Consider the following 25,277-nt stretch of genomic DNA (forward strand, 5'->3'; position numbering starts at 1 on the left):
GGCGGCAGGAAGGCCTGGAGGCGATCGAAGAAGCCGTGCGCCTCTACCGCGAACTCGTCAAAACCAACCCGGACGCCCACCTCCCCGACCTCGCCAAGTCCCTGAACAACCTCTCCATCTGGCTGGGGACAGTGGGGCGGCGGCAGGAAGGGCTGAAGGCGATCGAAGAAGCCGTGCGCATCCGCCGCACACTCGCCGAGGCCAACCCGGACGCCCACCTCGTCCACCTCGCCAAGTCCCTGAACAACTTCTCCATCTGGCTGGTAGACGTGGAGCAGGGGGAGGAGGAGGACCTGGCCGTCATCGAAGAAGCCTTGCGCCACTACCGCACACTCGACGAAGCCAACCGGGCGCGATTCGACGCGGGCCTACAACATTCGCTGGAAACCGCCGCTTGGCTTGAATCCCTTCCGGAGTAGAAGGCACCACTACTTTCCTGGTGGCCGGGCCTATGAGAATTCAGGTGCGGTTCGTCTGTCTGGCCTACAGGTTTCTGGTCACGGGACGCCATCACACGGACCGCGTGTTCTTCAGCGGCAGGCTGGCGAGCCTGCGACAGGCGATCGACGACCGCGGCGCCGTGGAGCAGTTGCTCCACGGCGAGCCTCATCCGGGCAATGTGCTCAGCACGAAGAACGGCCCGTTGTTCATCGATCTTGAGACGTGCTGCCGTGGACCCGTCGAGTTCGACCTCGCCCATGTTCCCGAGGCGGTCTGCGCGCACTACCCAGACGTCGACCAAGGGGGCTGCTGGACGAGTGTCGGCAGCTCGTCATCGCGATGGTCGCCGCGTGGCGTTGGGAGCTCGGCGACCAGTTTCCGAAGGGGAGGCGATTCGGAGAGGAATTCCTGCGTCTGCTGCACGAGGGGCCTCCCTGGCCGACACTCGACACAGTGACCCGGCGACTGGATGGTCTGTAGAGCTTGTCCCTGGCCAGGTCCAAGACGGAGTCGGCCGGCCTGATCGGGGTCTCGGGCTCCCGATCGGGAACGGGACCGGCATCGTCGGCGCGGTCTGCGGCGGACTCACCTGCCCGGGCGGCCACCGATGTCCGCGGCCAGCGCCGCGTAGATGTACTCGCTCCCCCAGCGATCCCCGTCGAGGTCGTTCTCGACCAGGTGCGCCTCCCTACGCATCCCGAGGCGCTCGCAGACCCGCACAGACCCGGTGTTCTCCACATCCAGCCGCGCGTAGAGCCGGTGCACGCCCAGCGTGTCGAAGGCAAACCCGGCAAGCGCCGCGGCCGCCTCGGTCGCGTAGCCGTGCCCCTGGTGACGCGGGTCGAGAGTCCAGCCGATCTCGGCCTGGGCCGCGCGGGCGTCGGCCAGGGCGAGGCTCACCTCGCCGAGGACGCCGGGCTCATCGCGTCGGCAGACAGCGAGCGCCAGCTTGTCCCCGTCGGCGCGCCAGGCCGTCTGCACCGCGCGCTCGGCGGCAACCTGCTCGCTGCGCTCCCGCGTGTGCGCCGGCCGGTACAAGTAGCGCGCCACGCTCGGCAGGCTCTGGTAGGCGTACAGGTCGTCGGCGTCGCCGGGAGTGAACAGACGCAGCGACAACCGGGGCGTGATCATCGGCAGCAGCGAGGCAATGTCCATACGGACCTCCGGGACACGGATGTGGATCAAGATGCGGACCGATTGTCACATCACGACCGACGGGCGGCCACGCCTTTTCAACATCAGCGCCCGACAGCCCCACTCCACCACGAGGCGCGGCATTCCAGGAGTTGTCCACCGACCCACGCTCCTCAGTGCTGTCCGCGGACGAGTCGCAGTGAATGCCGTATTCCTATGGTTCGGTGCGCCGGGCAAATGTAGCGTCGCGATCATGGAATCACCGATCGGTCCCACTACGGACCAGGCGCCTGCAAACCCGGCCGCCACCGATGACATGCTGGTCACTCAGCCGGTCGGCTACTGGTCCGGCCTGACCCATACGACCGTCACCCGGCATCTGCGTGACGCCATGGCCGAGATCGACGTCACGCAGCCGCAGTACTGGGTGCTCAACCGCGTGAACGGCGACCCCACGGCGCCGAGCCGTGAGGAGGCCGTCACCCAACTGACGCACCTTGCCGACGGGCCGCACGAAATCGCCAGGGCCGTCGACCAGTTGCTCCACCGCGAATGGCTCCGGATCGATGACGGGCAGCGGTTGCACCTCACGGATGCCGGGGAGGCCGCCAGAGCGCGAATCCGTGAGCTGGTGACCGGGGTACGCGCCGTGGTTCATCAGGGCATCAGCGACGAGGAATACGTGGCCGCGCTCAAGGTACTGCGCAAGATGGTGGCCAATGTCGAGCACAAGAATTTCTGACCTCTGGCCGAACGTGCTGGTCACGCACGTCCCGGGTGGCGCGACGGGGTAAACGGTGCCGGGAACCGACAGGTGATCGACGGGATCGTCCATCGGCTTGAAGCCGGAATTTATACATCAGTGACTATGTATCCGGGCGTCGCTTGATGCAAGTGCTCCGGCGTTCAGGTGGTGGTCGAGGTGATCGACACGTGACCGGGGAAGCACCGAAGCCGATCCGCCACCGCCCGGGCAACCGCACCGTGCGCGTGCGCCAGGCCGCCCTGGCGTCCGCCATGGAGGTGCTGACCGAGAAAGGCATCGCCCGGCTCAGCATCGTCGAGGTCACAGCCCGTGCCGGGGCCAACGAGATCACGGTGTACCGGCGTTGGGCTCGACGAATTCTTCTGGCCCGACACGTCGGGCAGGGGTCGTCAAGGACCTTTGGTTCGTGGCTGGGTAGGGACGGTCGTGCCATTCAGGTGGATGGCCGGGGCAGGGCTTGCAGCCGGGCGAAGACGGCTTCGAAGTCGTGGCGCCATGGCCGTCGCCGCGATCAGCAGATGCAGTCACCGGGCTCCGCGGTGGCGAGGTCCACCCACCCGTGATCGGTTGCCCTCACGGACAGGGACAGTGCCCGACGCGGTGAGAAGTCGTTGAACGGCCATGGTGTCGGGTTTCATGCTCACAGACAGCGCTTCGAACCCCGTCGGTGCGTGCGGTGCTCAGGAGATTCCTGAGCACCGCGCCGCCCACGCCGATCCACACCGGGCGATGTGCGGCGACCCGAGATGGCCGGCCTTCGCCGACCACTACGGGCTCGACCCCGCCCACCCCGTGCAGGGGGAGGTCGAAGCCCTGGAACCGGCCGAGCTCCAGTGCCTGGTCCTCGCAGCTGTCGACCTGTACATCGACCACACCGTGCTCGCCCGCCAGATCACCCGCGAAGAACAACAACGCCGCGCCCTGACCACCTCCTGAACGGCCGGGACGCGGTGGGCGGGGAAGGACCGTCGTAGCGTCTTACGGGGGCCGCAGGTTCAGGCGGGCGCCGACGCCGCGCGCAGCGATGTGAGCGGAGAGTGCTGGCGGCGCGCAGCTTTCTCCAGTCGGCCCCGGCGTGGGCCGGGATGACCGCGTCGCTTGACAGCGCTGGTCAAGGCGCGCGTGCAAGCTGTGTACAAGGCGGGCCTGGCTCTGGGTGTGCCGGGCCGCGCTACGGAGTGCGGGGAAACATTGAAGGGGTGTCCGTGACTGGCTGTCACGGACACCCCTTTCAGGTCCGGTTGGGTCCGGCTACCTCAGTTGTTGTGGCGTTGGCGCCTCCTGAGGGCGACGGCGAGGGGGAGGCCGCCGAGGATGAGCAGCGTGCCGAGCGCGGCCGCGTAGAGCACGGTGGTGCCGGTGCGGGCGAGGATCCCGGACGATTGCGGGGTGGGCTGGGGGTGGTTGGGGGGCGGGATGTTGCCGGAGGGTGGGATGTTGCCGGACGGGGGGACGTTGGTGGTCGGCGGAGGAGTCTTCCCCGGCGGCACCGTGTGGTCGGTTTCGCAGCCCGTTTCGGTGTCGCAGGTGCCGCGCTCGTCGTCGGTGGTGACGACGTTGTGCAGCTTGGTGTCACCAGCGCCGGTGACGGTCACGGAGTACGTGATCGCGACCTTGCCATCCACTGGCAGGTCGCCCTTCCAGACGAGCTTGCCGTCGGACACCGAGACGTCGCCGGTCGAGGCCTTGGCATCGTCGTTGTATGCGGCGTCGTCGAGGACCTTGGACAGGTCGTCGGCGATGGTGGCGTCCTTGATGCCGGCCTTGCCGTGCTGGTTCACGGTGACGGTGTAGGTGATCTTGTCGCCGACCTGGACGGTGGAGCCCGTCTTCGGGTCGGAGGACTTGGAGAAGGTGTAGGTGCCGTAGGCGTGGTCGGTCTCGCAGCCGTTCTTCTGCTCGCAGTGGCCGCGCTTGTCGTCGGGGGTGGTGACGACGTTGTGCAGCTGACCGTCACCAGCGCCGGTGACGGTCACGGAGTACGTGATGGTCGCCTTGGCCCCGACAGGGAGGTCGCCCTTCCAGACGAGCTTGCCGTCCTTGACCTCAGCTGATCCTGTGGAGGCCTTGACGTCGTTGTTGTAGGTGGCGTCGTCGAGGACCTTGGACAGGTCGTCGGTGATGGTGGCGCTCTTGACCTCGCCGTTGCCCTTCTGGGCGACGGTGACGGTGTAGGTGACCTTGTCGCCCTTCTTCACCGCCGTGCCCGTCTTCGGGTCGGAGGACTTGGAGAAGGTGTAGGCGCCGTAGGCGTGGTCGGTCTCGCATGCCTTCTCCGTGTCGCAGGTGCCGCGCTTGTCGTCGGGGGTGACGACGTTGTGCAGCTGGCCGTCGCCGCCACCGGTGACGGTCACGGAGTAGGTGATGGTGGCCTTCTCGCCGACGGGGAGGTCGCCCTTCCAGACGAGCTTGCCGTCCTTGACCTCAGCGGTACCCGACGAGGCCTTGACGTCGTCGTTGTAGGTGGCGTCGTCGAGGACGTCGCTCAGATTGTCGGTCAACGCGATGCCGTGGACCGGGTACTTCGATTCGTTGGCCGCGGTCAGGGTGTAGGTGATCGTGTCCCCGGCTCTCACGGTGGTGCCGGACGGCGGGTCCGAGGTCTTCGACAGGGTCCACTCGCCCTGACGCGGATCGTTCTTGATCTTCCCCAGGTCGAGCAGGTAGGTGCCGCGGCCGACGTCGGCGGGATCGACGCTCACCCCGATCGGGTCCTTGAGGGGCAGATATCCGGATGGTGTCGTGGTCTCGGTGAGCGTGTACTTGCCCCACGGGACACCGGCCAGGCGGAACTTCCCAGGCGCCGGGTCCTGATCGGCATCCGAACACCCCGCGTCGGTGCAGTCCGTGATCGTACGGGGCCACCCGTCGGGTACCTTCTCACCGTCCTCAAGCACCGGGGTGAGGGTCCACTCGGAGCCCGCGAGGAGGTCTCCGGTGCGGCTGTCGGTCTTCTGCCAGGCGATGTCCGGCAGGAGCTTCAGCCCGACGGCCGATGCCTCGGTCGGCAGGATCGGCTTTCCCGACGATGCTTCGACTCCGGCGACGGCGGTGTTGTTCCATGCGATGCCGTCGAGGCCCGCGCTTGTGGTCGTGTTCGGGCCTGCGGCCTTGACGGCGAGCACGGTGTTCTCGACGTCTCCAGGAGCGAAGACTCGGGACCCGAAGTCGATGCGCAGGGCAGTTACCGCTTCGTAGTCGCCGTCGGGCGGCGTGGCCGCCCAGTCGTTTTCGCAGCCCGCGGGTGCGCTGTCCACGGCGCCGCCGCCGGTGCCGGCGAGGTCGCCGCGGCAGGGGTTGGCGCTGGTGGAGTACTGCAAGGTCGCGCCTGCGGGCGCCTTGACCGGTTTGGTCAGGTGCACCGGGAACGCCGAACCCCGGGTGCCTTCGGCGCCGGGCAGGATCAGGGAGTCACCGACCCGCGGCAGCATGTCGTAGGCGACCACGTTGCGAATGTCCACCGATCCCGAGTTCGCGACACGGACGGTGTACTCGGCCTTGCCGGACAGGTCGGTGCTTCCAACACCGGGGGCGCCGATCGCGTCAGCGTCGTAGACACCCTGCACCGTCTTGCTCGTGTTCACGCCGGACACGGGGAGGACGTTGAAACTCGCGGAAGCGAGACACCCGACGGCGGCGGTGAGGTCGGTGGTCGACCGCAGGTCGGCATCGACCAGTTTCCCGAGCCCGCACTGCAGGTAGGTGTCCTGTACGCCCGGCCCGCCTTCGGCGCCGGTGAGAAGGTAGTCGTTCGTGTAGGCACCCGCGGGGACACCCTGGTTGACACGAACCTGGAACCGCACGTAAGCGGTGCGGCCCAAGGCCGCGTTCGAGGTGACCTCGGCGTCCGGGAACGTCACGGTGACCCGTTGACGCCGTTCACCCAGGTAGTCCACCGCCTTGACGGCGATGTCCGGTTTGCCGAGCGCGGCCGCGAACGTCACGTCTCCCGCGATCTGGAGCGAGTCCTCGACCATGGTGAGCGCGGCCGGGAGGTACTCGGTCACGGTCGGGGTGAAGGTCGACGCGTCGAGGACCGCTTGGTCTGCATTCCATCGTGCCCGGTTCATCGCGAGGTCGACGGTGAGCAGATCACCGGTCTGCGCCGAGGGGGTCGCGGGGCGGGAGCCTTCGGGGATCGCGGGATCGTACATCGACTTGACCGGTCGCAGCGTGAACGGGTTGGTCATGACTTGCCGGTAGCCGCAGATACCGGCGGCGCTGTCCGCCGTCTGTGGTTGGTGCGGAAGGTACTGGCGTCCGCCTTCGAAGGTGATCACGTTCTTGACCGGGCAGTTCTCCACCGTGACATACCAGGGGTGGACGTCGGAGCGGTCCACGTCGAGGTTCGGGTTGGTGTACACCGTGTCGACGTTGCTGAACGGCACATGCTGGGAGGCACGGCCGTGGATGAAGAAGCTGCCGCCACCGAACGGAGGGATCTCGGTGTCCACCTCGATCTTCGTGATCCACTCGCCTGCGGGCACCGGGGTGGGCGTGCTGCCGTTGGTGCCGTCGCAGTAGCGCTTGGCGGTGTCGCTCATCGACGAGCCCTCAGCGATCGTGCACGATCCGGTGCTGCCGGCGTTCGTCGTCCAGTTCACCTGCAACTCGGGAAGATACCGGTCCGCGGAGAACTGCAGATCCACGAACGCGGGGGTGGCGCAGTCGACGTCTTTGTCTCTGGTCGGCGAGGTCAGCGCGCACGGCATCATGTCGGTGAACGTCCACCGGCCCGTGGTCGGCTCGGCCGAGGTGCCGCTCAGGGAGTAGATGCTGTTGTTCTGGGTGTGCACGGTGCGGTAGAGGGGCGATCCGACTGCCCAGTCGTAGCCGGGCCTCTTTTCGACGCTCGCACCGGCAGCGCCCTTGCGCAGGGCGTGCGAGGCGGAGCTGTCCGAAGAGAGCTTCTCGGCAGGCCGGCCCCACGCGTTCGCGGTGGCCACGACCGAGTTCGTGACCGCGCTCGGGTCCGGGTCGGCGCTGAACTCTCCATCGGGGTAGACGATGGTCGCCTTCAGCGGCAGACCCGTCCAACTCGTGTTGCCGGAGTACGGCACGCAGGTGTAGGGCGCGGTGTCTTTGATCGAGGAGCCGAGACTCCAGGTGATGGTGTTCGTCGCCGCTTCGTACACGCCGCCGTGCGTGGCGCTCACGAACCGCGCCCCGGTGGGAAGAGTGTCGACCACGGTCAGGTTCTCAAGAGCCCGTGTTCCGGGCCCGGAGCAGACATCCGCCATCGTGCGGGCATACACGCCGGAAGCACCCGATGAGGGGATCTGGGAGTCGTATCCCACCAGGATCGAATAGGTCACCTGCTGATCTACGTACGGGACACTGGTCGGGTCGGACTTGACCTTGGAAACATCGAGGGAGATATCGGAGGTCACGGTCGTGGTCGCCGAATCCGTGACAGGCGCCGTGCCGGTGGCCGCGAAGGTCGCTTCCGGGGTGATCTTCGCCCCATCGGGCGTGACCGAGTTCGGCGGGGTGAGCGTGAAGGACACGGCGTCGGAGGTGCCGGTCGCCACGGTCGCCGGGAAGGTCCACACAAGCTTCCGGTCCGGGCCGGTACCGACGGTCGTGGCCGCCCCGGGCACAACAGCCCCGTTGATCTGGAGCGAACTCTGGCTCGTCACCGTCAGAGGAACGCCATCGGGGAACGCATCGGACGACGCCAGCGCCGCCGGTACCGGAACCGAGATCGTCGCGGCGTCACATGTACCACTGCCGCTACACGTCCACTGCACCCGGAAAGACGCGCCCTGACCGGACTTCACCGTCTCCTGGACCGCCTCCACCGACACGTTCAGCGTGCCACCGGCGGCCTGGGCAGGCGTATGGACGAAGAGAACCGGCACAACCAGCAGCAACGCGAGCACCGGCCTCAGCGCCATACGCAGACAACCCCACCCCCTTTCACGCGACATCGTCCAAAGGCGTCGCCGCCCGGAGGTACGCGCGGGTATTCGCATCGAGGCCCCTCTCCCTTTTGTCCACCCCTGACCCTCGACCAGAGCGCAGCCACAGGAGTGGCCCCTGCCTCCGAAGCGAGGGCCCGCCCAGAGTGATCTGACGTGCACTCAGGGCAAGCTATAGCACGCTCGGAGCATTTATGTAGGAAAATATAGAAATATCACCCATATGGATAACATGGGATCCACGATCCTGCTCGTGACGACGCGTTCACCAGCGGGTCCCGGCCTCGGCACGTCGCGCTCCGGCGACGGGCGCCCGGGCTCGCCGTCTGCGGACTTTCGCTGAACGGGTTCTCGTCGCTCACCCTGGGGCGGGAACGGCTCCTGGCGCACCGAGGCCGGTCAGACGATGTTGACGGGCAGTTTTGCCGCGGCCCAGTCGTAGACGCGCGGGCCCTTGGCCCCGTTGCCGCAGGACAGCCGCTGCCAGGCATCGACGGGGGCTTCGTCGATGCAGTTCAGAGCCATCGCCACCCGCTATGAAAAGCGCGGGCACCTCTGCCTCGGGAGCGTCACCGCCGCGGCTGTCCTCGTCTGGTTGCGGATATGACGGTGCCAGCGAGACGGACACCGAGGAGAGGGGCATGCGCTATGAGACTTCGAGCAGCACCGAGCCGCTCGCGGGATCGACGATCGCTGCCAATGAGCCGGTGAAGAAGAAGTCGACGGATTCACCGTCAACATCCGGACTGATGTTGGTCGTTATGTGGGCGTACTCGTCTCCGAGGTCGTATCCCCAGGCAATGTTGAAGACGGTGAGCATCATCGTGAAGTTCTTCGTGGCTCCGGATGACATGTCAGCGGGTCTGGCCCTTTAGTCCGGGCCGGGACGGGCCTGACGACGCTCGGAGCCGGCTACGGAGTCCTTCGGTACGTCAGGAACGGAAAATGCTGAGCACTGCCTAGTGTCCTGCGCCGGAGATTCATTGGCAGAAACGGGCGAGGGAGTCGAGGATCTCTTCGGCTGTCTTGGTCCAGATGAACGGTGTTGGGTTTTCGTTCCACTCCTTGACCCACGCACGAATGTCGGTTTCCAGGGAACGTACACTTTTGTGTGCACCGCGGCGGATCTTCTGGTCGGCGAGGAAGCCGAACCACCTCTCCACCTGGTTGATCCAGGACGAACCGGTGGGGGTGAAGTGCAGGTGGAATCTGGGGTGTTTGACCAGCCATGCCTTGATGGCCGGCGCCTTGTGGGTGCCGTAATTGTCGCAGATCAGGTGGACCTGGAGGTGCCCAGGAACCTCCTTCTCGATCTTGATGAGGAACTTCTTGAACTCCGCTGCCCGGTGCCGTCGGTGCAGTGAGGTGATGACTTCGCCGGTCGCGACGCCGAAGGCCGCGAAGAGAGTGGTCAGACCGTTCCGGATGTAGTCATGGGTGCGACGCCCGGGCATGCCCGGCATCATCGGCAGCACCGGCTGAGACCGGTCCAGCGCCTGGATCTGCGACTTCTCGTCCACCGACAGCACCACCGCCCCTTCGGGCGGATTGAAGTACAGCCCGACCACGTCGTAGACCTTCTCCACGAACAACGGGTCCGTCGACAGTTTGAACGTGTCCGTCAGATGAGGCCTGAGATGAAACTTCCGCCAGATCCGGCCCACGGCCGACTTCGACAGCCCACTGCGGTCGGCCATCGACTTGCGCGACCAGTGGGTGGCATTCTTCGGCATCTCCTCCAGCGTGCTGACCACGACCGCCTCGACCTGGTCGACGCTGATGGTGGGCGGCCGGCCCGGCCGGGGCTCGTCCACCAACCCGTCCAGCCGCCCGGCCAGGAACCGCCGACGCCACTTGCGGACCGTATCCGCCGCTACCCGGAGATCCCGCGCCACCACAACAATCGGCGGAACGTCAGGGCCTGCACACGCCAACACGATCCGCGCCCGTAACGTCACCGCCTGCGCAGACGTCGCCCGCCGGGCCCAACGCTCCAACACCGCACGCTCGTCAACGGACAACAACAACGGTTCCAGCTTCGGACCGCGACGCGGTCCCGGCGCACCCGCAGAAACAGCCATACAGGAACTAACGACGGATCTCCGGCGCAGGACACTAGCTAGATGCGCGAGTTGCGCAACGACTGCCACACCGCGCCGGCCAGCGCCCGCGTCGCCCGCGGGACCGACAGATGCTCATGCTCGCGGTACAGGGACCAGTTGTACGGCACGAGCGAGAGCTTGTTGGAGGACAGCGACCCCGCCTGGTGGGCCCGGTACACCGCAAGCGGCTCGGTAAGGCCCCGGGCGTCGGCGCCGTCCCGCATGATCGACAGCCAGAGGGCGTAATCCTGGCGCTTGCGCATCTCCGGCATCAGCCTCGTGCCCAGGGCATTGCGGTCGTACATGGCGGTGAGTGCACCGATGTGGTCCTGGACCAGCATCGCGCGGTAGTCCACGTGCTCCCTCGCACGGACCACCCGCCCGTTCGGAACCCAGTCGGTGCTCTCGCCGTCGTAGTCGGCGGCCATCTTGAAGTACGAGGTGAACGTCAGAGGCGCAGTGGCCTCCGCGGCGAAGGCGAGCTGCTTCTCGGTCTTCTCCGGAAGCCACATGTCGTCGCTGTCGAGAAAGGCGATGTAGTCCCCGCGGGCCCGTTCGATCGCGAGGTTGCGGGCCCGGCCCGCACCGCCCCGTTCGGGCGCCGGCTTCGGCAGGACGCGCTCGTCCTGCTCGGCGAACTCGCGGAGCAGGTCCATGGAGCCATCCGAGGACTGGTCGTCGGTGACCAGCAGCTCCAGGTCGCTGTGGGTCTGCGTGAGCACCGATCGGACGGCTGCGCCCAGGGTGGCCGCCGAGTTGTACACGGGCATCACGACAGATACCAGGGGCACAGCGCTTCTCCTTGCGGGATCAGGAACGACGGTCCATTCAAGCACCGCAATCGGACAGGAAATGCCATGCGGACCGTTGTCGCCGGTCTGGGCTGCGCAGTGGGCTGCGCAGGGCTTCCATCAGTCGTACGCGCCGCCGGGGTGGGTTCCGTGTCGTCGGCCACGGCATGGACCCGCACCACGTCCAGCGGCTCGCCGCCGGCCGGTCCCGCGCGGAGGACGTGGCCTCCGCGCTGCCGCCCGCGGTGCTGGGCTCCCGGGGTCTACTCCGCGACCGGAGCAGCGACAACTACCCCTGAGGTAATCGCGACTTGGCGCCCCCGGCCGCACTCTGGAGGTCCCTCCCTCCCCTCTCCGGGAGACCGGCCACGAAGGAGTCCGCCCGTGCCCGCCTACGGCTTCGCCCATCTCCGCGACCGTCACCACCACTCCGACGTACTCGAATACCTGGCGCGCATCCAGGCCACCCTGGACCCGTTCGGGGGCCGCTTCGTCATCCACGGGCCGCCTGCCGAGGTGCTGGAGGGAACGTGGTCCGGCGGCATGGTCCTTATCGAGTTCCCCGACCTCGCCGAGGCCCGCGCCTGGTACGACTCGCCCGCCTACCAGGACATCCTGCGACTGCGCACCGATCACGTCGAGGGCGATGTGATCCTGATCGAGGGGGTGGGCCCCGGCTACGACCCGACCGAGCGGGCGAACAAGCTCCGCGCCGAGGCCTCGGGCCGGTAGCCGTCAACCGTGCGGACGTCAGCGGAACATGAGCCGGACGTCAGCGGCGCACCGCAGAGTGGTGCACGCCGATCGGGCCCGGCCGGTGACACCACCGGCCGGGCCGGCAGGCGTCGCGTTCCGGCCCGAGCCGATCCGGTCACCGTCAGCAAGGCATCAGCAGGGCGCCAGCAGGGCTGCGCGCACCTTGGCTCGTCCTCGCGCGGCGGTCCCGGCACGGTCGGAGTCGTGGTCCGGGTGGAGGGCGGAGCCGTCCTGGCCCGCGCAGGGGCCGCAGCGCCCCCGGTGCGCGATCGGGCGGGCGCACTCCTCGCACTCCGCCCAGCGCGGCCCGGGCGGAGGTGACGGCATGGGTGTCGGGGGGAGTTTCCGGATCAGGCGGTCGCGCAGGAGCGCGGCGGCGGAGTGGACGCGGGCGGGCAGCCCGCCGAGAAGAGCCTGGGCGAGGTCGCGCTGCCCGTAGCCGCGTTCCAGCCAGGTGGCGACCAGCGGGGCCAGGTCGAGGGCTTCGACCACACCGAGCCGTAACCGCGGCTCGGCGCGGATCGCCCGGAGCAGTGCCGCGACTGCCTCACCCCGGGCTCCGTCGGCCGCAGGACCCGTACCGCCCACGCCCGATTCCTGCGCGACCGGCTGCCGTTCCCGCCTCCCCCGTGTCTCCTGTCTTTTCTGCCTCTCCTGCGTCTCCCGCGTCTCCCGCGCGTGAGGCGTCTCCCGCGTCTCCTGGGTGTGAGGCGTCTCCCGCGTCGTTGACGCTTTCCTCGCCCGTCCGTCCCCCTGCACGACGGCCGTGGCGGACCGACAACCGGGGAGGGAGGGTTCTTTCCCCTGGTTCTTCACGGGGTTGGCACCGCGCTCACCGGGCGTCGGCCCACCGGAACCCCGCAGAACGGGATCCGGGACGGTGGACGTGTCCTGCGGGGTGTCGTAGACGTGGGCCTCGCTGAGGAACGTCCCGTCGTCACGGCGGTGCTTGTCGACCCGGTAGTAGCCGAAGGCCGTCAGTTCGCGCAGCGCCTTCGCGACCGCGCGGCGGCCCTGGGTGCTGGTGTCGGCCATGCGCCGCCCGTCCTCCGACCGGCCGTCGGGGCGGGAGAGGAGATCGGCCAGCAGGCCGCGTGCGGTGTAGGACAACCGCCGGTCCTGCAGCAGGGCGTTGGGCAGGACCGTGAAACCGCGCGTATGGCGGCTACGATGGATCCGCATGAGGAGGTCTTGCTCCTTGTGCCGGACCCCGGAGCGTTGCCGCGCTGCCGGGGTCACTTATCGAGTTGACGGGTGACCGAACGTATCACGACCGCCACAGCGGGTCGCCGGGTCCCGCGAGGACCCCGGACGCTCGCCCCGTCGGGATGGCGCGTCAGAGCACGGCGAGCCGGTCCACCAGCAGATCCACCCTCGACTCGGCGTCCTCGGGCAGCAGACGGCCCGCCCGGGTCAGGGTCGCCAGGCCGTGCAGGGACGCCCAGAACACCTCGGTGAAAAGCGCGGGGTCGACACCGTCCCCGGAGGCCTCGGCAAGGCACTCAAGCAGGGCGGCGAAGGCGTCCTTCAAGGGCTCCGGGGTGTCCTCCTGCGCGTACGCAAGACCGCCGTCGAGCTGGAACAAGGCGTCGTAGACCGCCGGGTTGCGGGCGGCGAAGTCGAGGTAGGCGCGGGCCAGGGCGGCGACCCGGGCGCGCGGGCCCTTCGCGGCGGAGGTCGCGGCCCGCACCGCCACGGCCAGTTCGGCGGCCCCCTGGAGGGCGACGGCGCCGATGATCTCGCGCTTGCCGCGGAAGTGGCTGTAGAGGACGGGCTGGCTGTACTCGATGCTCTCGGCGAGCCGGCGGGTGGTGACCGCGTCCCAGCCCTGCTGCTCGGCGAGTTCGCGGGCGGTCGCCACGATGAGGCGCTCGCGACTGGCCCGTTCGCGCTGTTTGCGTTCCTGTACCGACATACTCAGATCCTAGCACCGCTAGACAATCAAGCGGCAGCAGTACTAGCGTCGCCTCAACACCTAGCGACACTAGATGCCAGGGGGGCGTCATGTTCAACGCACTTGAGGTCGTCACTGTCGTGATCTTGGGCGTGATGGTGGGGGTGGAGTTCTCCGTCGCCTTCGTCATGAACCCGATCCTCAACGCACTGCCCGAGGACAGCGGCCAACTCGGCCATGCCCACGGGGGCCGGATGCTCGGCGCCGTGATGCCGGTCTGGTACATCGGCTCGCTCGTCCTCGTGACGGTCTGGGCCATCGCCGGATGGCACCACCCCGGCACCGGCCTCGTCGTCACGGCCGGCGCACTGCTGATCCTCTCCGTGATCATGTCGCTTCTGCTGCTCGTCCCGATCAACAACCGGAACATGACGTGGACGCCCGACAACCGGCCCGCCGACTGGAAGCGGCAGATGAACCGTTGGGAACGCTTCCACTACCTCCGCGTCGCCGTCATCATCGCCGCCTTCGCCCTGTTGGTCGCCGCCCTCACCTGATACCGAAGCCGCCCCGGCATCCACTGATTCGCCGCGCCGCTTCGAGGCCCTCGCCCCGTCGGGAGTGAGTCCGACGGGGCTTCGAGTCACTGCCTCCCGCGGGCCGACGCCGCGCCGGTGGCGCACAATCCCCACGCCCCGGGCGGCAGATGACCGCCGAAAACCCGACGTCCGGGAATGCGACTGCCGCTCAGATCCCGCAGCGGCGACCCCGGCAGGCCACGCCCCTCGATCAGCCGCCTCCGCGCGGTCCGATCAGGTCCAGCACAGCTCGGCAAGCTCCATGCAGCTCACCGGCAGACGAACAATCGTCAGGAGAAGAACGATGTCACTGAAGAAGGTCAACACCGTCCTGGCCGCCGCCTTCATCCTCTTCATCCTCTGGTTCGGGATGGAGTTCGTCCTGAGCCCGGAGACGACGGCACCTGGCTTCGGCCTGCCGAGCTGGCCGTCCGGCGACGGCGGCGGCTTCCTGGTCATCAAGGGAATCCGCGATGTCGTCCTGGCCCTGGTCCTGGGCATCCTGCTGGTGACGGGCCACCGCCGTGCGCTGGGCTGGGCGCTGCTGATCGAGGCCCTCGCCGCGTACGGCGACATGACCACCGTGCTGACCCACCACGGCTCCGTGGCCACCGCGCTCGGCGTCCACGGCCTGACCGCAACACTGATGGTGGTCAACGGCCTGCTGATGATGCACGAGACCCGCACCGCCGTGGCCGCTCCGGCAACGCCCGCCCCGCAGCCTTCCTGACGCCGCCTTGGCGCGTGTCGGTATGCACCTGCCGGTGCCTGTCGGTGCCTGTCGGTGCCGGCCAGTGCCTGCCGGTGCCTGCTGGTTCCCGGTGCCTGCCGGTGCCTGCCGGTTCCCGGTGCCTGCCGGTGTCTACCGGTTCCCGGTGCCTGCCGGGTGCTCTCGCATCGGATGCGACAGGCGGAGGGTGACGGCGGACGGAAGGGTGCCGGAGCGGGAACCCACACGCACCGGGTCACCCTTCAGGGCGAGTTGAGAAGCGGTGCGACCGCCGACATTTCCCGTACCGCAAGTGATTCAGAATCGGATGACCGGTCATGTGGCACTCACGCCCGCGCCTGAACGCAGGACCATGGTCGAGACGCGCACTTCGATGACCGGGGCCGCCCTCGGGGGCCTACGCGGTCCCGACCGAGAACAGCGACCGCCTGTTGAGCGCTCTGCCGGACGTGCTCATCGTCCCGGACGGCGAGTGCGACCGCACTCTGCTGACCCTGGTGGCACCGGAGGCCCAACGGGACGGGAACGGTCAACAGGCCTTCCTCGACCGCCTGTTGTGAGTCGGTGCATCAGCCGTCCTCCCCCGTGGAACGGAGCGGCGATCGTGGAGAGCGGCCCTTCGGACATCGGGCGCGCACCTTTTCCCCGCCCGATTCCCGCTCGCCCCCTCAGGGACCTTGACCTTACGGTTGTCGTGATCATGCGGCACAGGGCGAGGGGGAGAAATGGGCAGGAGAAGCAGGACACGGCATTGGGCCGTCGTCGCGGCGGGAATCACGCTGACGGCAACGACACTGACCGCCTGCGGAGATGGCGGTTCGGCGGATGCCACAGCGTCCGGCAAGTCCGCGGAACCCGCCCATGAGGCGCCCGAGAAGCCGAGCCGTCCGGCGTTCGATCCGCCCGTACGCTTCGACGGGCCGACGGTCGAACTGCCGGATGCCGGGCAGCCGAGTACGTCGAGCGGGGAAGCGACACGACCTGCGGTCACGCTGGCCGACGGGGTCGCCTACATCACCGCCGAGGGCGGACTGGAGGCGATCGACACCGGGACCGGTGAACCGCGGTGGGACGTCAGGACGAAGCACGCCTCGGAGACGGGCGGTTTCGGAAGCCGTCGCGCCGCTCCCCTGGTCTCGGCCGACGGCAAGACGGTGTACGCCGCCTGGGACAGGTCCGTGGAGGGCGAAGGAACCGCGCCGGGCCGTTCCGTGATCGAGGTACTGGCCGTCGACACGGCCACCGGCAGGACGGCATGGTCGGCCGAGATAGCGGATGCTCCCAGCTCCACCGGGCTCGCCGCCGTCGCCATCGGCGCCGACGAGAGCCTCTCGCCGCAGATCGTCGGAGTCGATTCCGACACGGTGGTCGTCACCGCGTCCGACACCACGTACGCCGTCGACACCTCAACGCGAACCGAACGCTGGAAGAAGTCCGACTTCCGTGCGCTGGCCTTCGCCGACGGCGTCGTCGCCGGTGGCGAGAAGACGGGCTACGCCAAGGGCAGGCTGGTGGGATTCGCCGCGCCCACGGGCGAACAGCGGTGGACCGTGGCGGACGCGCGACAACCGGCCACAGCGGCGCCGCGGTTGCTGAGCGCCAACCTCGACGACAAGACAGTCGTCGTGGACGCGGTAAGCGGCGAACGGCGGGCGACGCTCGACGGAAGGGACTGGCGATGCCTCCACGACGCGCAGTCCCTGGTCCTGTGTTCCAAGTACGGGTACGGGTCGGCGAACCGCGGGATCACGATGTTCGACGCCGCTTCGGTTCGGAAGCAGTGGGCACTGCCCGATGACTCCGGCCGGGTGGTCCCGAGGGTCACCGGGTTCTGGCACGGCGCCGTGTACGGATCGGTGAACGACGAACCGATCGTCCTGGACGGCAGGACCGGGAAGGACCGGCAGACTTCCGCCGGTGCCGCGCCGTACGAGATCGACCGATACGGCGGTGTGGAGGGATCCGTGTTCCACCCCGCCGCAGGCTGACCGGGCTGCCCGGCCCCGGCTCCCGCAGGGCGACCCCGCCGGAAGGCGAGGGGCGAGAAACGAGAGGCGAGAGGCGAGGCCGGAAAACACGACTCAGGAGTCAGTCGAGCAGCGCGGTCGCTTCGACTTCCACGAGCACATCCGGCTCGAAGAGGTAATCGACACCGATGAGGGAGGCCGGTGGCATGGGGAACGCGAGCCCGATCTCGTCGGCGACGGCCTCCACACCGGCCATGAAATCGCCGATCTTCTCCGGGCTCCAACGGGTCACGTAGAACGTCAGGCGCAGCACGTCCGCGAACGACGCTCCCGCCCCCGCCAGGCCGACGGAGGTGTTGCGCAGCGCCTGGGCGACCTGCCCCGCCAGGTCGCCCGGCGCGACCGGGGTCCCGTCGGCCCGGCGTGCTACCTGCCCGCTGACATGGACGTGTGTCGTGCCGGTACCGACGGCCACATGGTGGTACGGGGTCGGCTGCAACATGCCTTCCGGCGTGAAGTGCTGGACAGTCATTCGTGAGTTCTCCCTCCGATCCAGGTATCCGTAAGCTACTTAGTGGCAGAAGGACACTTCAACGAGACCAGGTTTCTCCATGGATACCGAGGACGAGTTCCTCATCGGCCCTCCGCATCGCGAACTGCTCGACCAGGTCCTCGACAAGTGGTCGCTCGGCGTCCTCAACGCACTGTGCGAACGGCCGTGCCGCTTCAACGAGTTGCGCCGGGCCATCCCCCAGGTCACGCAGAAGTCGCTGACCGCGACACTTCGGCGACTTGAGCGGAACGGCGTGATCGAGCGCGAGGTCGTCTCCACCCGCCCGGTGGCGATCAGATACCGGATCACCCCACTCGGCAAGACCCTGCGACCCCCCGTCGATGTGTTGCTGGCATGGGCCTCGGCGAACATGCCCGCCATCACACGTGCCCGTGAAGCCTTCGACGCGAGGGACGAATCGAGCCCCTGAGGGCCACCCCGTACACATCGACGTCCTCGTGCCGACGTGGAAGGAGGTCTGCGGACGGTCCGCGATCTCCGGAAACACCGCCCCTGAGGTCCGGCCGGACGATCCCGGTCAGTGACCACAGGACGCACGGCCCTGGAAGCGGCGGGCCACGGCGAGCGCGACCGGCGCCGCGAGCCAGCACAGGTACGCGGCGGAGCCCGTGGTCAGGAACGAGACGGGTACGGACGCCCCGAACACTGCGGCCAGGCAGATGCTGCGCACCAGGTTCTCGGCGAACACCCGGGGCGGGGCGTCCGTGCGGTACAGGTGTCGGCGTCGGATCTCCCGGATGATCAGCGCGAACGACGCGGACGCCAGGACCTGCACGATCGCGTACAGGCTGAACCGGGGCGGGAAAGCACCGTCGGCGGTGATCACCCGGGTCGCGAACGGCATCAGGACCTGCATGAACAGCCACGCCAGGGTGAGGCCGGTCAGGCGGCTGTTCAGCGAGCGGATATACCGGAAGATCTCGTGGTGGGCGCGCCAGTGGGCGGCGATCACCACAAAGCTGAGCCCAAAGGCCAGGTATTCCTTGCCGTGGGCCGACACCGAAACCAGCATGGCGCCGGTGGTGTCACCGGCGGGGACGGGGAGATCCAGCGCCAGCAAGGTGAGTGCGATCGCGATCGTCGCGTCGACGAGCGCGATGAGCCGCTCGGCGGCAATCGATCGCGCCTCGCCGGTCTCGTCGGTCTCGTTCGTCTCGTTCGTCTCGTCGGTCTCGTCGGTCCCGTCGGTCTCGTTGTCGGGTTTGCGGCCGGTATGAGTCGCCATGGTGAGGAACAGCTCCCGCGGCTCAGGCGCCGATTTCCACGGCCGGCCGGGGCGTGGCCGCCAGGCGCCGGGATCGCACGGCCAGGACGATCATGACCGCAGGGATCAGGAGGTCGTTGACGAGGACTCCGCCGGTGTTGCCGGGGGCGTGGTCACCACCGGCGAACCACTGGTAGAGGTGACCGACCACGGCTCCCCAGAGGAACATCCCACCGCCGAGCCCGATGGTGATGCGCTCCCGCGCAGATGCCGAGGCAGCCCGGAAACCCATGACGGCCAGGCCGAGGTTGGCGAAGGCGATCTCGAACATGAAGGGCGTCCGGTCGAAGCCGATCGCCGTCGCCATGACGTCCGGGAAGGCGAGGAACGCGACCGTCATCCACAGGCTGCCGCACCCGAAGGCGCCGATGGCCCACCAGCGCTGCCAGGTTTCCAGCGCCTGCTGGGGTGACTGGGCGTGACGGGTCCGCACGAAGGCCCCGATGGCCGGCACCAGGATCCAGACCAGCGGAAAGGCGGACTGGGCAAGGTAAGAGAAGTCGTCCATGAACTTCATTCTTAACGCGTTAATATTAACCAGTCAAGAGTCAGTTATAGTGGCAACCATGGATGACGGACTCGCAGATCTGCTGCACCGGGTGGTCATGCTGCTGGGCGAGTCGGCCCGGCGGCGCACCGATGACCCCGACGGCCTGACCTACAGTCAGATTCGGCTTCTGGGCACACTGGAGGACATCGAGCCGGTGACGCAGCATCGGCTCGCGCAGGCGCTGTCGGTGTCCGACCCGGCGATCAGCCGGGCGCTACGACCGCTCGAAGCGGATGGTCTGGTGCAGATCACCGTCGACCCCGAACACGCGCGGCGGCGGCTGGTCCGTCTCACCGAGGCCGGTCGAAACGCCTTCCACACCGCCGGGAAACCGCTCGGCGACGAGTTCCGGGCCAGGCTCGTCGCGGCCGGCTTCCCCTACGAACGCTACTGCGAGGACACCCTTCGGCTGGCCGAGCTCCTCACATCCGACCGAGAGCGCCTCCACGCATCCGACTGAGAACGCCTCCACGCATCCGACCGAGAGCGCCTCCACGCGTGTACGGCACACCGCGCCCCTCCCCCGGCCGCGCCCACGCACCTACGGAGTCACGAGTTCGCGGCGCCGGAGTCCGTGCGTCGGAGACCAGGGAAGGCGGCGGGGGTCGCCCAGCCGCGCAGTACCGCATCAATCGTTGACCGGAACGCGGTCTCGGCCGCGTCGCCGCCGAGGCCGCCGGCGAGTTCGAGGGTCACGAGCCCGTGCAGGGCGACCCACAACGAGACCGCGACCAGCGTGGTGTCGCCCACGAGGATCCGGTCCGCCACCGCGCGATCGATCGCCGCGACAAGTGGCCGTACCGGGTCGCGGTCGCCGACCCGGGCCGATGGGACGAAGGACTGCGCACCACCGAACAACACCGTGTACAGGTAGCGGTGTTCGCGCCCCCAACGGCGATACGCCACGGCCAACGCGTACAGATCGTCCAGGGCGGCGTCCGAGCCGGGAACAGCCGTCAGGTCCTGGAACAGGCCGGCGACCGCACGGTCGCGCACCTCGCGGATCAGCCCGTCCTTGCCCTCGAACAACGTGTACACCGCCGCCGTCGACGTTCCGGCGGCCGTGGCCAGCGCGCGAACGGTGACGGACTCCTGGGGCCGGGTGGCGAACATCTCGGTCGCGCACGCCACGAGTCGCTCCCTGACGGCGGCGTCGTTCGTTCTCGGCCTTCCCATGCGGAGCAGTGTAACCAAGCTGCTAACATCGTTTTGAAACACCGTTTCGAAACATGGGGGATCACTGTGCCACCGCCCGTCATACGCTCCTTACGCTTCGTCGGCCGACTGCTGACCGCCACCGCCGCGGTGGTGGGGCTGGTCGCCGCCTTCCTGGCGCTGATCATCGCCACCGACGGCGCGGGATCGGGGTTCGCCGCCTGGTCCGCGGTCGTCGGGGTCGCGGTTGTCGCGGCGCTGTGGCGGGGCCGCCGCCGCTCCCTGCCGGGACGACTGGTGCCGTTCCTGCCGGTGCTCGTCGCGGCGGCCCTGACCCTGTCGGTATGCGTCCCGAGCGTTCCCACGACGCGCCGTTACCCGCCCACCCCGACGTTCGTGACCGCCGAGCACTGGCGCCTGTCCACCGGCAGCCGGGTCGCGGTCTACCACTACCGGCCCACCGGCGACAGCCCCCGGCATCGCGTGCCGCTCGTCTACCTCAACGGCGGACCGGTGCGCGGGATCTCGGTCCTCGACCACCACTTCCTGAGGCGGCTCGCGGGGCAGGGCCACGACGTGTACGCCTACGAGCACGCCGGCGGCGGACGCAGCGACCTGCTTCCCATGGACCAGTACTCGATCACCCGGTCCGTCCATGACCTCGGGGCCTTCGTCGGTGAGCTCGGCAAGGGCCGGGTCGACGTGCTGGGATTCTCCGCGGGCGCGGTCGTGCTCACCCGCGCGCTGGCCGACCCGGCCACCGCCGCCCACCTGCACCGGGCGGTCATCGCCGAGCCTGGCCCGATGGACGGCCCCACCGCCCGGATCGCGGGGCAGAAGGGACGGCCGTCGGCCCGCGACCTCGCACCGGCCATGATCGGACCGCGCTCCACACACGTCCCGCGGTACGCCGTCGCGTTCGGCCTCATGCGGCTCGGACTGCTCAGCCCGGGCAACGGGCTGATCGGGCAGGCGGAGGGCGACAACGCTTTCACCGCCGCCGATCTCGGCAGCGACACCGCGTCCGCCTACTGCGCGCGGGACGCCCACCGCATCCCGGTCGAGGACACGGCGCAGAACTTCTCCTTCAGCGCCGCCGCCAGCCTCCGCATCCAGCAAACGATCGAGGACTCCCCCTCCATCGCCCCTCGGCTGAGGCTCTCCCGGACACCCGCGATGCTGATGATCGCCGAGTGCTCCTCCCAGGTCCGGCAGTGGGAGACGACCGTCCTCGCGAACAACCCCGCCGTCCGGCGCACCCAGTACATGCCCGGAGTCGGCCACCACATGTGGAACGGCCTGGATGACAACGACCGGCGAGCAGCGGCCGTCATCACCGCGTTCCTCCAGGACAAGCCCGCACCGCTGCCCGACTACCCGAGGCGGGCCGACATCCCGGCCTTCCTCCGTGACCACAAATGACGAGTCCGCCACGACGGGCTGTCGAGGAGGAACCGCGACGCCGCAGCCCCACGCGGGGAGGCCCTACGCGGGCAACCGGTGCGCGTCGCACCCGCGCTGCGGGGCGGAGTCGCCTCGCGGCGGCTCCGGGAGACCAGGGCCCGTCAGGGGTGGATCGTCTCGCCGTTCGCCAGCATCGCCACGTACTTCGCGATCCTGCGCGTTCGCGTCTCGGGCTTCTTGGCATCGTGGACGCGGTACAGGATCGCGTACCGGTTCTGCCGGTTCAGCGTCTCGAAGGCCGCCTGCGCGACCGGGACGGCCTGGAGGGCGGCGGCGAGGTCGTCCGGAACGGAGGCCGTCCGGGATCCGTCGTAGGCGGCCTCCCAACGGCCGTCCGCCTTGGCCCGCTCGATCTCGGCGAGTCCCGGCGGACGCATCCGGCCCTGCTCGATCAGGGCCGCCACCTTGCCCCGATTGACCTTGGACCACCTGCTCCTCGGTCTGCGCGGAGTGAATCGCTGCATCCACCACTCCTCGTCGACCTTGGCCTTCTGCCCGTCGATCCAGCCGTAGCAGAGCGCCACATCGAGCGCCTGGGCGTAGTCCAGGGACGATATCCCCGGCCGCTTCTTCCTCAGCCTGAGCCAAGCGCCCGATGAGGCGGCGTGATGCTCACCGAGCCATGCCTCGAAGTCCTCGGCGGTCTCGAACGTGATGATCTCGCGGTCCTGAGTCACTCCGGCAGTGAACCACGCCCCACTGACAGAGCCCCTTCCGGAGCTCCTTCCCATGTCCCTCCCGCCACCCCTGTCCGGACGCCGAGTGGAGCGGCCGGGCGCGGCCCGTGTCCGCGCCGGTCCCGCCGGACCGCGTGGTTCCGGACGTACCGGATCCCGTCGTTCCCCGCAGACATGTGCGGGGATGGCGGTGCATGGTGACGGCCGGGCGGGACGATGGGACGGTGGGACCACACACGACCACCGGCCGGCCCAGCGCCCGGCCGTGATCCACTCCCGGCAGGAGCGACGAAGTGCACGAACTCACCTACGACGACATCAAGGCCGCCACCGAGCGGATCACCGGACACGTCCGCCCGGTCGCCGTCACCCCTGTCACTCCCAACTCTTCCGTCACTCCCCTCGCTCCCCTCGCTCCGGGAACGATCCGCGCGGCACGGCCGGGCTCGCCCGCCCACCTGTCCGGGGAGCCCTGCGAGGTCTGGTTCGCGCTGGAGTACATGCAGCACACCGGCTCCTTCAAGGCGCGCGGCGCGCAGAACTTCATCCAGGCCCACCGCGAGGTCGGGACGCTGCCGGACACGGGCGTGACCATCGCCTCCGGTGGCAACGCCGGACTCGCCTGCGCGTGGGCGGCCCAGCAGCAGGGCGTACGGGCCACGGTGTTCCTGCCGACCGTCGCCCCGGAGGTGAAGGTCACCAGACTCCGCGAACTCGGGGCGGACGTGCGGATCGTCGGCACCGAGTACGCCGAAGCCCTCGAAGCCTGCGCGGAGTTCGCCGCCACGTCCGGGGCGCTCGCCTCGCACGCCTACGACCACCCGCTGATCGCCGCCGGGGCCGGAACCCTGCTGGAGGAGATCCACGCCCGCATCCCCGGTCTGGACACCGTGGTGGTCTCGGTCGGCGGCGGCGGGTTGTTCGCCGGTGTGGCCACCGCCGCCCGGCACCACGGAATCCGGACGGTCGCCGTCGAGCCGGAGAACTGCCGGGCGCTGAACGCCGCCGTCGAGGCCGGTCGGCCGGTCGACGTCCCCGTCGACTCGATCGCCGTCGACTCCCTCGGCGCCCGCCGTGCCACCGCCCTCGCCCTGCACGCCGCCCGTCCGGACGACGTACGCTCCGTCCTGGTCCCGGACAGCGAGATCGCCCGCGCCCGCCAGGAGTTGTGGGACGACCACCGCATCGTCGTCGAGCACGCCGCCTCCACCGCGCTGGCCGCCCTGACCGCCGCGAACCGCCCGGGCACCCCCTCGGCCCCGTCGGAATCCTCGGCCCCGTCGGAGTCGTCGGAACCGGGCCACGGCTACCGGCCGAGCAGCGGTGAGCGCATCGCCGTCGTACTGTGCGGGGCGAACACCGACCCGAGCGACCTGGTGCGGCCCGCCGCGAACTGACCTCCTGGCCCCGGCGCGGGGCGTGGCGTGGCGAGTGCGGACCCGCCCCGCCCCGGAGCCGGCCGGTCACGCCTCACGGCAACACCGGGCGTACTCCGGCCGAAAGACGTCAGCGCCCCGGTATATCCCTCGACAACACGAGCACCACCACTGATCATGGCCACGGCATCGCGTGCCGGTCACCGTCCGGGTGAGGCATGGAGGTGCCGAGAGATGCCCTGCGGAGGCATTCCACCCATGTCAGTCGAGTTGAACCACACCATCATCCATGCCCGGGACAACCGGGAGTCGGCCGAGTTCCTGGCACACATCCTGGGTCTTGAGGCCGGGACCGAGTGGGGCCCGTTCATTCCGGTCGAGACCAGCAACGGGGTCACCCTGGACTTCGCCGCCATCCCGGCGGAGTCGATCGTCACGCAGCACTACGCGTTCCTCATCTCGGACGAGGAGTTCGACGCGGCCTTCGCCCGGATCGAGGAGGCGGGTATCACCTACTACGCCGATCCGCACCGGAAGCAGCCGAACGAGATCAACCACCACCACGGCGGGCGCGGCCTGTACTTCATGGACCCGGCCGGGCACGGCATGGAGATCATCACCCGCCCGTACGGCAGTCACAGCACACAGCAGACCGCCTCGTAGGACGGGCGCGCCCCCGCGCCACGCGTGAGGGGCGCGTCCACCCGGACACGCCCCTCACGGACAACGCGCGGAATCGCGGAATCGCGAAGTCGAGGAATCACGAAGCCGCGATCACCGATCACCGGTCAGCCACCAACGGCCCGCGATCACCGGGCAGCTACCAGCGGCCCGCGATCACCGACCGGCCGACCGGCCGACCGGCGATCAACGGTCGCGACGCTCGCGGATGTCGTCCGCGGTGTCCTGACCCCGCTCACGGCCCTGCTGCGACGTCTTCGAGGCCCGCTCGGACGCGTCCTGTGTCCGCTCCCGGCCCTCGGTGCGGCCCTCGTTCGCCTTCTTCTTCGCCTGGTCGGCGAGTTCCTGCGCCTTGTCCTTGAACTGGTCGGCGATGCCCATGCTGTTCACTCCTCGTGGGTGCGTGGGGACGGTCCGTAAGGACCTCGACCACCGTCGCACGCCCCCACATCCACC

At 68.8% G+C, this 25,277-nt stretch carries 28 protein-coding genes and 2 pseudogenes; 16 read left to right on the plus strand and 14 right to left on the minus strand.

The features are described 5' to 3' along the window. Together ACF1CT_RS30640 and ACF1CT_RS30645 are read left to right on the plus strand one after the other, a co-directional pair. A partial coding sequence (locus tag ACF1CT_RS30640; protein ID WP_391787244.1) for a tetratricopeptide repeat protein occupies positions 1-419 on the plus strand: 419 nt, incomplete at its 5' end. Positions 420-517: 98 nt separating this feature from the next. Beyond that, a pseudogene (locus ACF1CT_RS30645) lies at positions 518-921 on the plus strand (phosphotransferase family protein); the annotation flags it as partial. Positions 922-1,026: 105 nt separating this feature from the next. Here the strand turns inward: ACF1CT_RS30645 and ACF1CT_RS30650 are convergent. Further along, on the minus strand, positions 1,027-1,596 hold the full coding sequence (locus tag ACF1CT_RS30650) for a GNAT family N-acetyltransferase (RefSeq protein WP_391787245.1): 570 nt from the start codon (positions 1,594-1,596) through the stop codon (positions 1,027-1,029). A gap of 232 nt (positions 1,597-1,828) precedes the next feature. Here ACF1CT_RS30650 and ACF1CT_RS30655 point away from each other — a divergent pair, with 232 nt between their 5' ends. The 3 genes from ACF1CT_RS30655 to ACF1CT_RS30665 all read left to right on the plus strand — a co-directional run bounded on the left by ACF1CT_RS30655 (position 1,829) and on the right by ACF1CT_RS30665 (position 3,277). Beyond that, positions 1,829-2,317: a MarR family winged helix-turn-helix transcriptional regulator gene (locus ACF1CT_RS30655; protein ID WP_391787246.1), complete on the plus strand. Its 489-nt coding sequence runs from the start codon at positions 1,829-1,831 to the stop codon at positions 2,315-2,317. A 191-nt stretch (positions 2,318-2,508) separates the two neighbouring features. Next, positions 2,509-2,904 (plus strand): TetR family transcriptional regulator, encoded by a 396-nt coding sequence (locus ACF1CT_RS30660; RefSeq protein ID WP_391787247.1) that lies wholly within the window; start codon positions 2,509-2,511, stop codon positions 2,902-2,904. A gap of 73 nt (positions 2,905-2,977) precedes the next feature. After that, the gene (locus tag ACF1CT_RS30665; RefSeq protein WP_391787248.1) at positions 2,978-3,277 is read left to right on the plus strand and encodes a hypothetical protein; all 300 of its coding nucleotides are present in this window, start codon (positions 2,978-2,980) and stop codon (positions 3,275-3,277) included. Positions 3,278-3,597: 320 nt separating this feature from the next. Here the strand turns inward: ACF1CT_RS30665 and ACF1CT_RS30670 are convergent, their stop codons facing one another. From ACF1CT_RS30670 to ACF1CT_RS30690, 5 genes are all read right to left on the minus strand, one after another. After that, positions 3,598-8,238 (minus strand): SpaA isopeptide-forming pilin-related protein, encoded by a 4,641-nt coding sequence (locus tag ACF1CT_RS30670; protein WP_391787249.1) that lies wholly within the window; start codon positions 8,236-8,238, stop codon positions 3,598-3,600. A 423-nt stretch (positions 8,239-8,661) separates the two neighbouring features. After that, on the minus strand, positions 8,662-8,787 hold the full coding sequence (locus ACF1CT_RS30675) for a hypothetical protein (protein WP_391787250.1): 126 nt from the start codon (positions 8,785-8,787) through the stop codon (positions 8,662-8,664). Positions 8,788-8,908: 121 nt separating this feature from the next. Continuing rightward, positions 8,909-9,085, minus strand: coding sequence for a hypothetical protein (locus ACF1CT_RS30680; protein WP_391787251.1), 177 nt, complete (start codon positions 9,083-9,085; stop codon positions 8,909-8,911). A 157-nt stretch (positions 9,086-9,242) separates the two neighbouring features. Then, positions 9,243-10,343, minus strand: coding sequence for an IS630 family transposase (locus tag ACF1CT_RS30685; protein ID WP_391787252.1), 1,101 nt, complete (start codon positions 10,341-10,343; stop codon positions 9,243-9,245). 38 nt (positions 10,344-10,381) lie between these two features. Beyond that, on the minus strand, positions 10,382-11,155 hold the full coding sequence (locus ACF1CT_RS30690; RefSeq protein ID WP_391787253.1) for a glycosyltransferase family 2 protein: 774 nt from the start codon (positions 11,153-11,155) through the stop codon (positions 10,382-10,384). Between the two features lie 167 nt (positions 11,156-11,322). Here ACF1CT_RS30690 and ACF1CT_RS30695 point away from each other — a divergent pair, with 167 nt between their 5' ends. Together ACF1CT_RS30695 and ACF1CT_RS30700 are read left to right on the plus strand one after the other, a co-directional pair. Next, positions 11,323-11,454, plus strand: a complete 132-nt coding sequence (locus tag ACF1CT_RS30695) for a hypothetical protein (RefSeq protein ID WP_391787254.1) — start codon at positions 11,323-11,325, stop codon at positions 11,452-11,454. A gap of 85 nt (positions 11,455-11,539) precedes the next feature. Further along, complete coding sequence (locus ACF1CT_RS30700; RefSeq protein ID WP_391787255.1) at positions 11,540-11,887, plus strand: DUF1330 domain-containing protein; 348 nt, start codon at positions 11,540-11,542, stop codon at positions 11,885-11,887. 156 nt (positions 11,888-12,043) lie between these two features. Here ACF1CT_RS30700 and ACF1CT_RS30705 read toward each other — a convergent pair whose 3' ends face one another. Together ACF1CT_RS30705 and ACF1CT_RS30710 are read right to left on the minus strand one after the other, a co-directional pair. After that, positions 12,044-13,093 (minus strand): hypothetical protein, encoded by a 1,050-nt coding sequence (locus tag ACF1CT_RS30705; RefSeq protein ID WP_391787256.1) that lies wholly within the window; start codon positions 13,091-13,093, stop codon positions 12,044-12,046. Positions 13,094-13,247: 154 nt separating this feature from the next. After that, positions 13,248-13,826, minus strand: a complete 579-nt coding sequence (locus ACF1CT_RS30710) for a TetR/AcrR family transcriptional regulator (RefSeq protein WP_391787257.1) — start codon at positions 13,824-13,826, stop codon at positions 13,248-13,250. A gap of 89 nt (positions 13,827-13,915) precedes the next feature. Here ACF1CT_RS30710 and ACF1CT_RS30715 point away from each other — a divergent pair, with 89 nt between their 5' ends. The 4 genes and pseudogenes from ACF1CT_RS30715 to ACF1CT_RS30730 all read left to right on the plus strand — a co-directional run bounded on the left by ACF1CT_RS30715 (position 13,916) and on the right by ACF1CT_RS30730 (position 17,101). Beyond that, positions 13,916-14,362 carry an anthrone oxygenase family protein gene (locus tag ACF1CT_RS30715; protein WP_391787258.1) on the plus strand — a complete coding sequence of 149 codons (447 nt, stop codon included), beginning with the start codon at positions 13,916-13,918 and terminating at the stop codon, positions 14,360-14,362. Positions 14,363-14,687: 325 nt separating this feature from the next. After that, complete coding sequence (locus ACF1CT_RS30720) at positions 14,688-15,113, plus strand: DUF4267 domain-containing protein (protein WP_391787259.1); 426 nt, start codon at positions 14,688-14,690, stop codon at positions 15,111-15,113. 401 nt (positions 15,114-15,514) lie between these two features. After that, a pseudogene (locus ACF1CT_RS30725) lies at positions 15,515-15,673 on the plus strand (cupin domain-containing protein); the annotation flags it as partial. A gap of 165 nt (positions 15,674-15,838) precedes the next feature. Continuing rightward, complete coding sequence (locus ACF1CT_RS30730; protein ID WP_391787260.1) at positions 15,839-17,101, plus strand: PQQ-binding-like beta-propeller repeat protein; 1,263 nt, start codon at positions 15,839-15,841, stop codon at positions 17,099-17,101. Between the two features lie 100 nt (positions 17,102-17,201). Here ACF1CT_RS30730 and ACF1CT_RS30735 read toward each other — a convergent pair whose 3' ends face one another. Continuing rightward, positions 17,202-17,612, minus strand: coding sequence for a RidA family protein (locus ACF1CT_RS30735; protein WP_391787261.1), 411 nt, complete (start codon positions 17,610-17,612; stop codon positions 17,202-17,204). 79 nt (positions 17,613-17,691) lie between these two features. On the opposite strand from ACF1CT_RS30735, the gene ACF1CT_RS30740 reads away from it, so the two are divergent. Beyond that, positions 17,692-18,063: a winged helix-turn-helix transcriptional regulator gene (locus ACF1CT_RS30740; RefSeq protein WP_391787262.1), complete on the plus strand. Its 372-nt coding sequence runs from the start codon at positions 17,692-17,694 to the stop codon at positions 18,061-18,063. A gap of 108 nt (positions 18,064-18,171) precedes the next feature. On the opposite strand, the gene ACF1CT_RS30745 is transcribed toward ACF1CT_RS30740, so the two are convergent. Both ACF1CT_RS30745 and ACF1CT_RS30750 read right to left on the minus strand, forming a co-directional pair. Next, on the minus strand, positions 18,172-18,879 hold the full coding sequence (locus ACF1CT_RS30745; RefSeq protein ID WP_391787263.1) for a TMEM175 family protein: 708 nt from the start codon (positions 18,877-18,879) through the stop codon (positions 18,172-18,174). A 22-nt stretch (positions 18,880-18,901) separates the two neighbouring features. Beyond that, on the minus strand, positions 18,902-19,426 hold the full coding sequence (locus ACF1CT_RS30750) for a DUF6790 family protein (protein ID WP_391787264.1): 525 nt from the start codon (positions 19,424-19,426) through the stop codon (positions 18,902-18,904). 58 nt (positions 19,427-19,484) lie between these two features. Here ACF1CT_RS30750 and ACF1CT_RS30755 point away from each other — a divergent pair, with 58 nt between their 5' ends. Beyond that, a complete protein-coding gene (locus ACF1CT_RS30755) occupies positions 19,485-19,928 on the plus strand; it encodes a MarR family winged helix-turn-helix transcriptional regulator (protein ID WP_391787265.1) in 444 nt (147 codons plus the stop codon). 89 nt (positions 19,929-20,017) lie between these two features. Here ACF1CT_RS30755 and ACF1CT_RS30760 read toward each other — a convergent pair whose 3' ends face one another. After that, a complete protein-coding gene (locus ACF1CT_RS30760) occupies positions 20,018-20,644 on the minus strand; it encodes a TetR/AcrR family transcriptional regulator (RefSeq protein WP_391787266.1) in 627 nt (208 codons plus the stop codon). 66 nt (positions 20,645-20,710) lie between these two features. On the opposite strand from ACF1CT_RS30760, the gene ACF1CT_RS30765 reads away from it, so the two are divergent. Continuing rightward, positions 20,711-22,045 (plus strand): alpha/beta hydrolase, encoded by a 1,335-nt coding sequence (locus ACF1CT_RS30765; RefSeq protein ID WP_391787267.1) that lies wholly within the window; start codon positions 20,711-20,713, stop codon positions 22,043-22,045. Between the two features lie 143 nt (positions 22,046-22,188). On the opposite strand, the gene ACF1CT_RS30770 is transcribed toward ACF1CT_RS30765, so the two are convergent. Next, complete coding sequence (locus ACF1CT_RS30770) at positions 22,189-22,818, minus strand: YdeI family protein (RefSeq protein WP_391787268.1); 630 nt, start codon at positions 22,816-22,818, stop codon at positions 22,189-22,191. Positions 22,819-23,057: 239 nt separating this feature from the next. On the opposite strand from ACF1CT_RS30770, the gene ACF1CT_RS30775 reads away from it, so the two are divergent. After that, entirely contained in the window at positions 23,058-24,161 is a 1,104-nt protein-coding gene (locus ACF1CT_RS30775) for a serine/threonine dehydratase (RefSeq protein WP_391787269.1), read from the plus strand. Between the two features lie 237 nt (positions 24,162-24,398). Next, positions 24,399-24,803, plus strand: a complete 405-nt coding sequence (locus tag ACF1CT_RS30780) for a VOC family protein (protein WP_391787270.1) — start codon at positions 24,399-24,401, stop codon at positions 24,801-24,803. 204 nt (positions 24,804-25,007) lie between these two features. Here ACF1CT_RS30780 and ACF1CT_RS30785 read toward each other — a convergent pair whose 3' ends face one another. After that, positions 25,008-25,202, minus strand: coding sequence for a hypothetical protein (locus tag ACF1CT_RS30785; RefSeq protein WP_391787271.1), 195 nt, complete (start codon positions 25,200-25,202; stop codon positions 25,008-25,010). Positions 25,203-25,277: the final 75 nt, after the last annotated feature.

It is taken from the genome of Streptomyces sp. NPDC014734, assembly GCF_043083325.1.
GTDB lineage: Bacteria > Actinomycetota > Actinomycetes > Streptomycetales > Streptomycetaceae > Streptomyces.

Excerpts from the sequence above, each read along its gene's own strand:
- ACF1CT_RS30745 (WP_391787263.1), bottom strand. The coding sequence starts at position 18,879 with ATGGCGACTCATACCGGCCGCAAACCCGACAACGAGACCGACGGGACC.
- ACF1CT_RS30675 (WP_391787250.1), bottom strand. The coding sequence starts at position 8,787 with ATGGCTCTGAACTGCATCGACGAAGCCCCCGTCGATGCCTGGCAGCGG.
- ACF1CT_RS30680 (WP_391787251.1), bottom strand. The coding sequence starts at position 9,085 with ATGATGCTCACCGTCTTCAACATTGCCTGGGGATACGACCTCGGAGAC.
- ACF1CT_RS30780 (WP_391787270.1), top strand. The coding sequence starts at position 24,399 with ATGTCAGTCGAGTTGAACCACACCATCATCCATGCCCGGGACAACCGG.
- ACF1CT_RS30710 (WP_391787257.1), bottom strand. The coding sequence starts at position 13,826 with ATGTCGGTACAGGAACGCAAACAGCGCGAACGGGCCAGTCGCGAGCGC.
- ACF1CT_RS30695 (WP_391787254.1), top strand. The coding sequence starts at position 11,323 with ATGGACCCGCACCACGTCCAGCGGCTCGCCGCCGGCCGGTCCCGCGCG.
- ACF1CT_RS30730 (WP_391787260.1), top strand. The coding sequence starts at position 15,839 with ATGGGCAGGAGAAGCAGGACACGGCATTGGGCCGTCGTCGCGGCGGGA.
- ACF1CT_RS30785 (WP_391787271.1), bottom strand. The coding sequence starts at position 25,202 with ATGGGCATCGCCGACCAGTTCAAGGACAAGGCGCAGGAACTCGCCGAC.
- ACF1CT_RS30655 (WP_391787246.1), top strand. The coding sequence starts at position 1,829 with ATGGAATCACCGATCGGTCCCACTACGGACCAGGCGCCTGCAAACCCG.
- ACF1CT_RS30650 (WP_391787245.1), bottom strand. The coding sequence starts at position 1,596 with ATGGACATTGCCTCGCTGCTGCCGATGATCACGCCCCGGTTGTCGCTG.
- ACF1CT_RS30750 (WP_391787264.1), bottom strand. The coding sequence starts at position 19,426 with ATGGACGACTTCTCTTACCTTGCCCAGTCCGCCTTTCCGCTGGTCTGG.
- ACF1CT_RS30755 (WP_391787265.1), top strand. The coding sequence starts at position 19,485 with ATGGATGACGGACTCGCAGATCTGCTGCACCGGGTGGTCATGCTGCTG.
- ACF1CT_RS30665 (WP_391787248.1), top strand. The coding sequence starts at position 2,978 with ATGCTCACAGACAGCGCTTCGAACCCCGTCGGTGCGTGCGGTGCTCAG.
- ACF1CT_RS30740 (WP_391787262.1), top strand. The coding sequence starts at position 17,692 with ATGGATACCGAGGACGAGTTCCTCATCGGCCCTCCGCATCGCGAACTG.
- ACF1CT_RS30770 (WP_391787268.1), bottom strand. The coding sequence starts at position 22,818 with ATGGGAAGGAGCTCCGGAAGGGGCTCTGTCAGTGGGGCGTGGTTCACT.
- ACF1CT_RS30760 (WP_391787266.1), bottom strand. The coding sequence starts at position 20,644 with ATGGGAAGGCCGAGAACGAACGACGCCGCCGTCAGGGAGCGACTCGTG.
- ACF1CT_RS30715 (WP_391787258.1), top strand. The coding sequence starts at position 13,916 with ATGTTCAACGCACTTGAGGTCGTCACTGTCGTGATCTTGGGCGTGATG.
- ACF1CT_RS30735 (WP_391787261.1), bottom strand. The coding sequence starts at position 17,612 with ATGACTGTCCAGCACTTCACGCCGGAAGGCATGTTGCAGCCGACCCCG.
- ACF1CT_RS30685 (WP_391787252.1), bottom strand. The coding sequence starts at position 10,343 with ATGGCTGTTTCTGCGGGTGCGCCGGGACCGCGTCGCGGTCCGAAGCTG.
- ACF1CT_RS30720 (WP_391787259.1), top strand. The coding sequence starts at position 14,688 with ATGTCACTGAAGAAGGTCAACACCGTCCTGGCCGCCGCCTTCATCCTC.
- ACF1CT_RS30705 (WP_391787256.1), bottom strand. The coding sequence starts at position 13,093 with ATGCGGATCCATCGTAGCCGCCATACGCGCGGTTTCACGGTCCTGCCC.
- ACF1CT_RS30670 (WP_391787249.1), bottom strand. The coding sequence starts at position 8,238 with ATGGCGCTGAGGCCGGTGCTCGCGTTGCTGCTGGTTGTGCCGGTTCTC.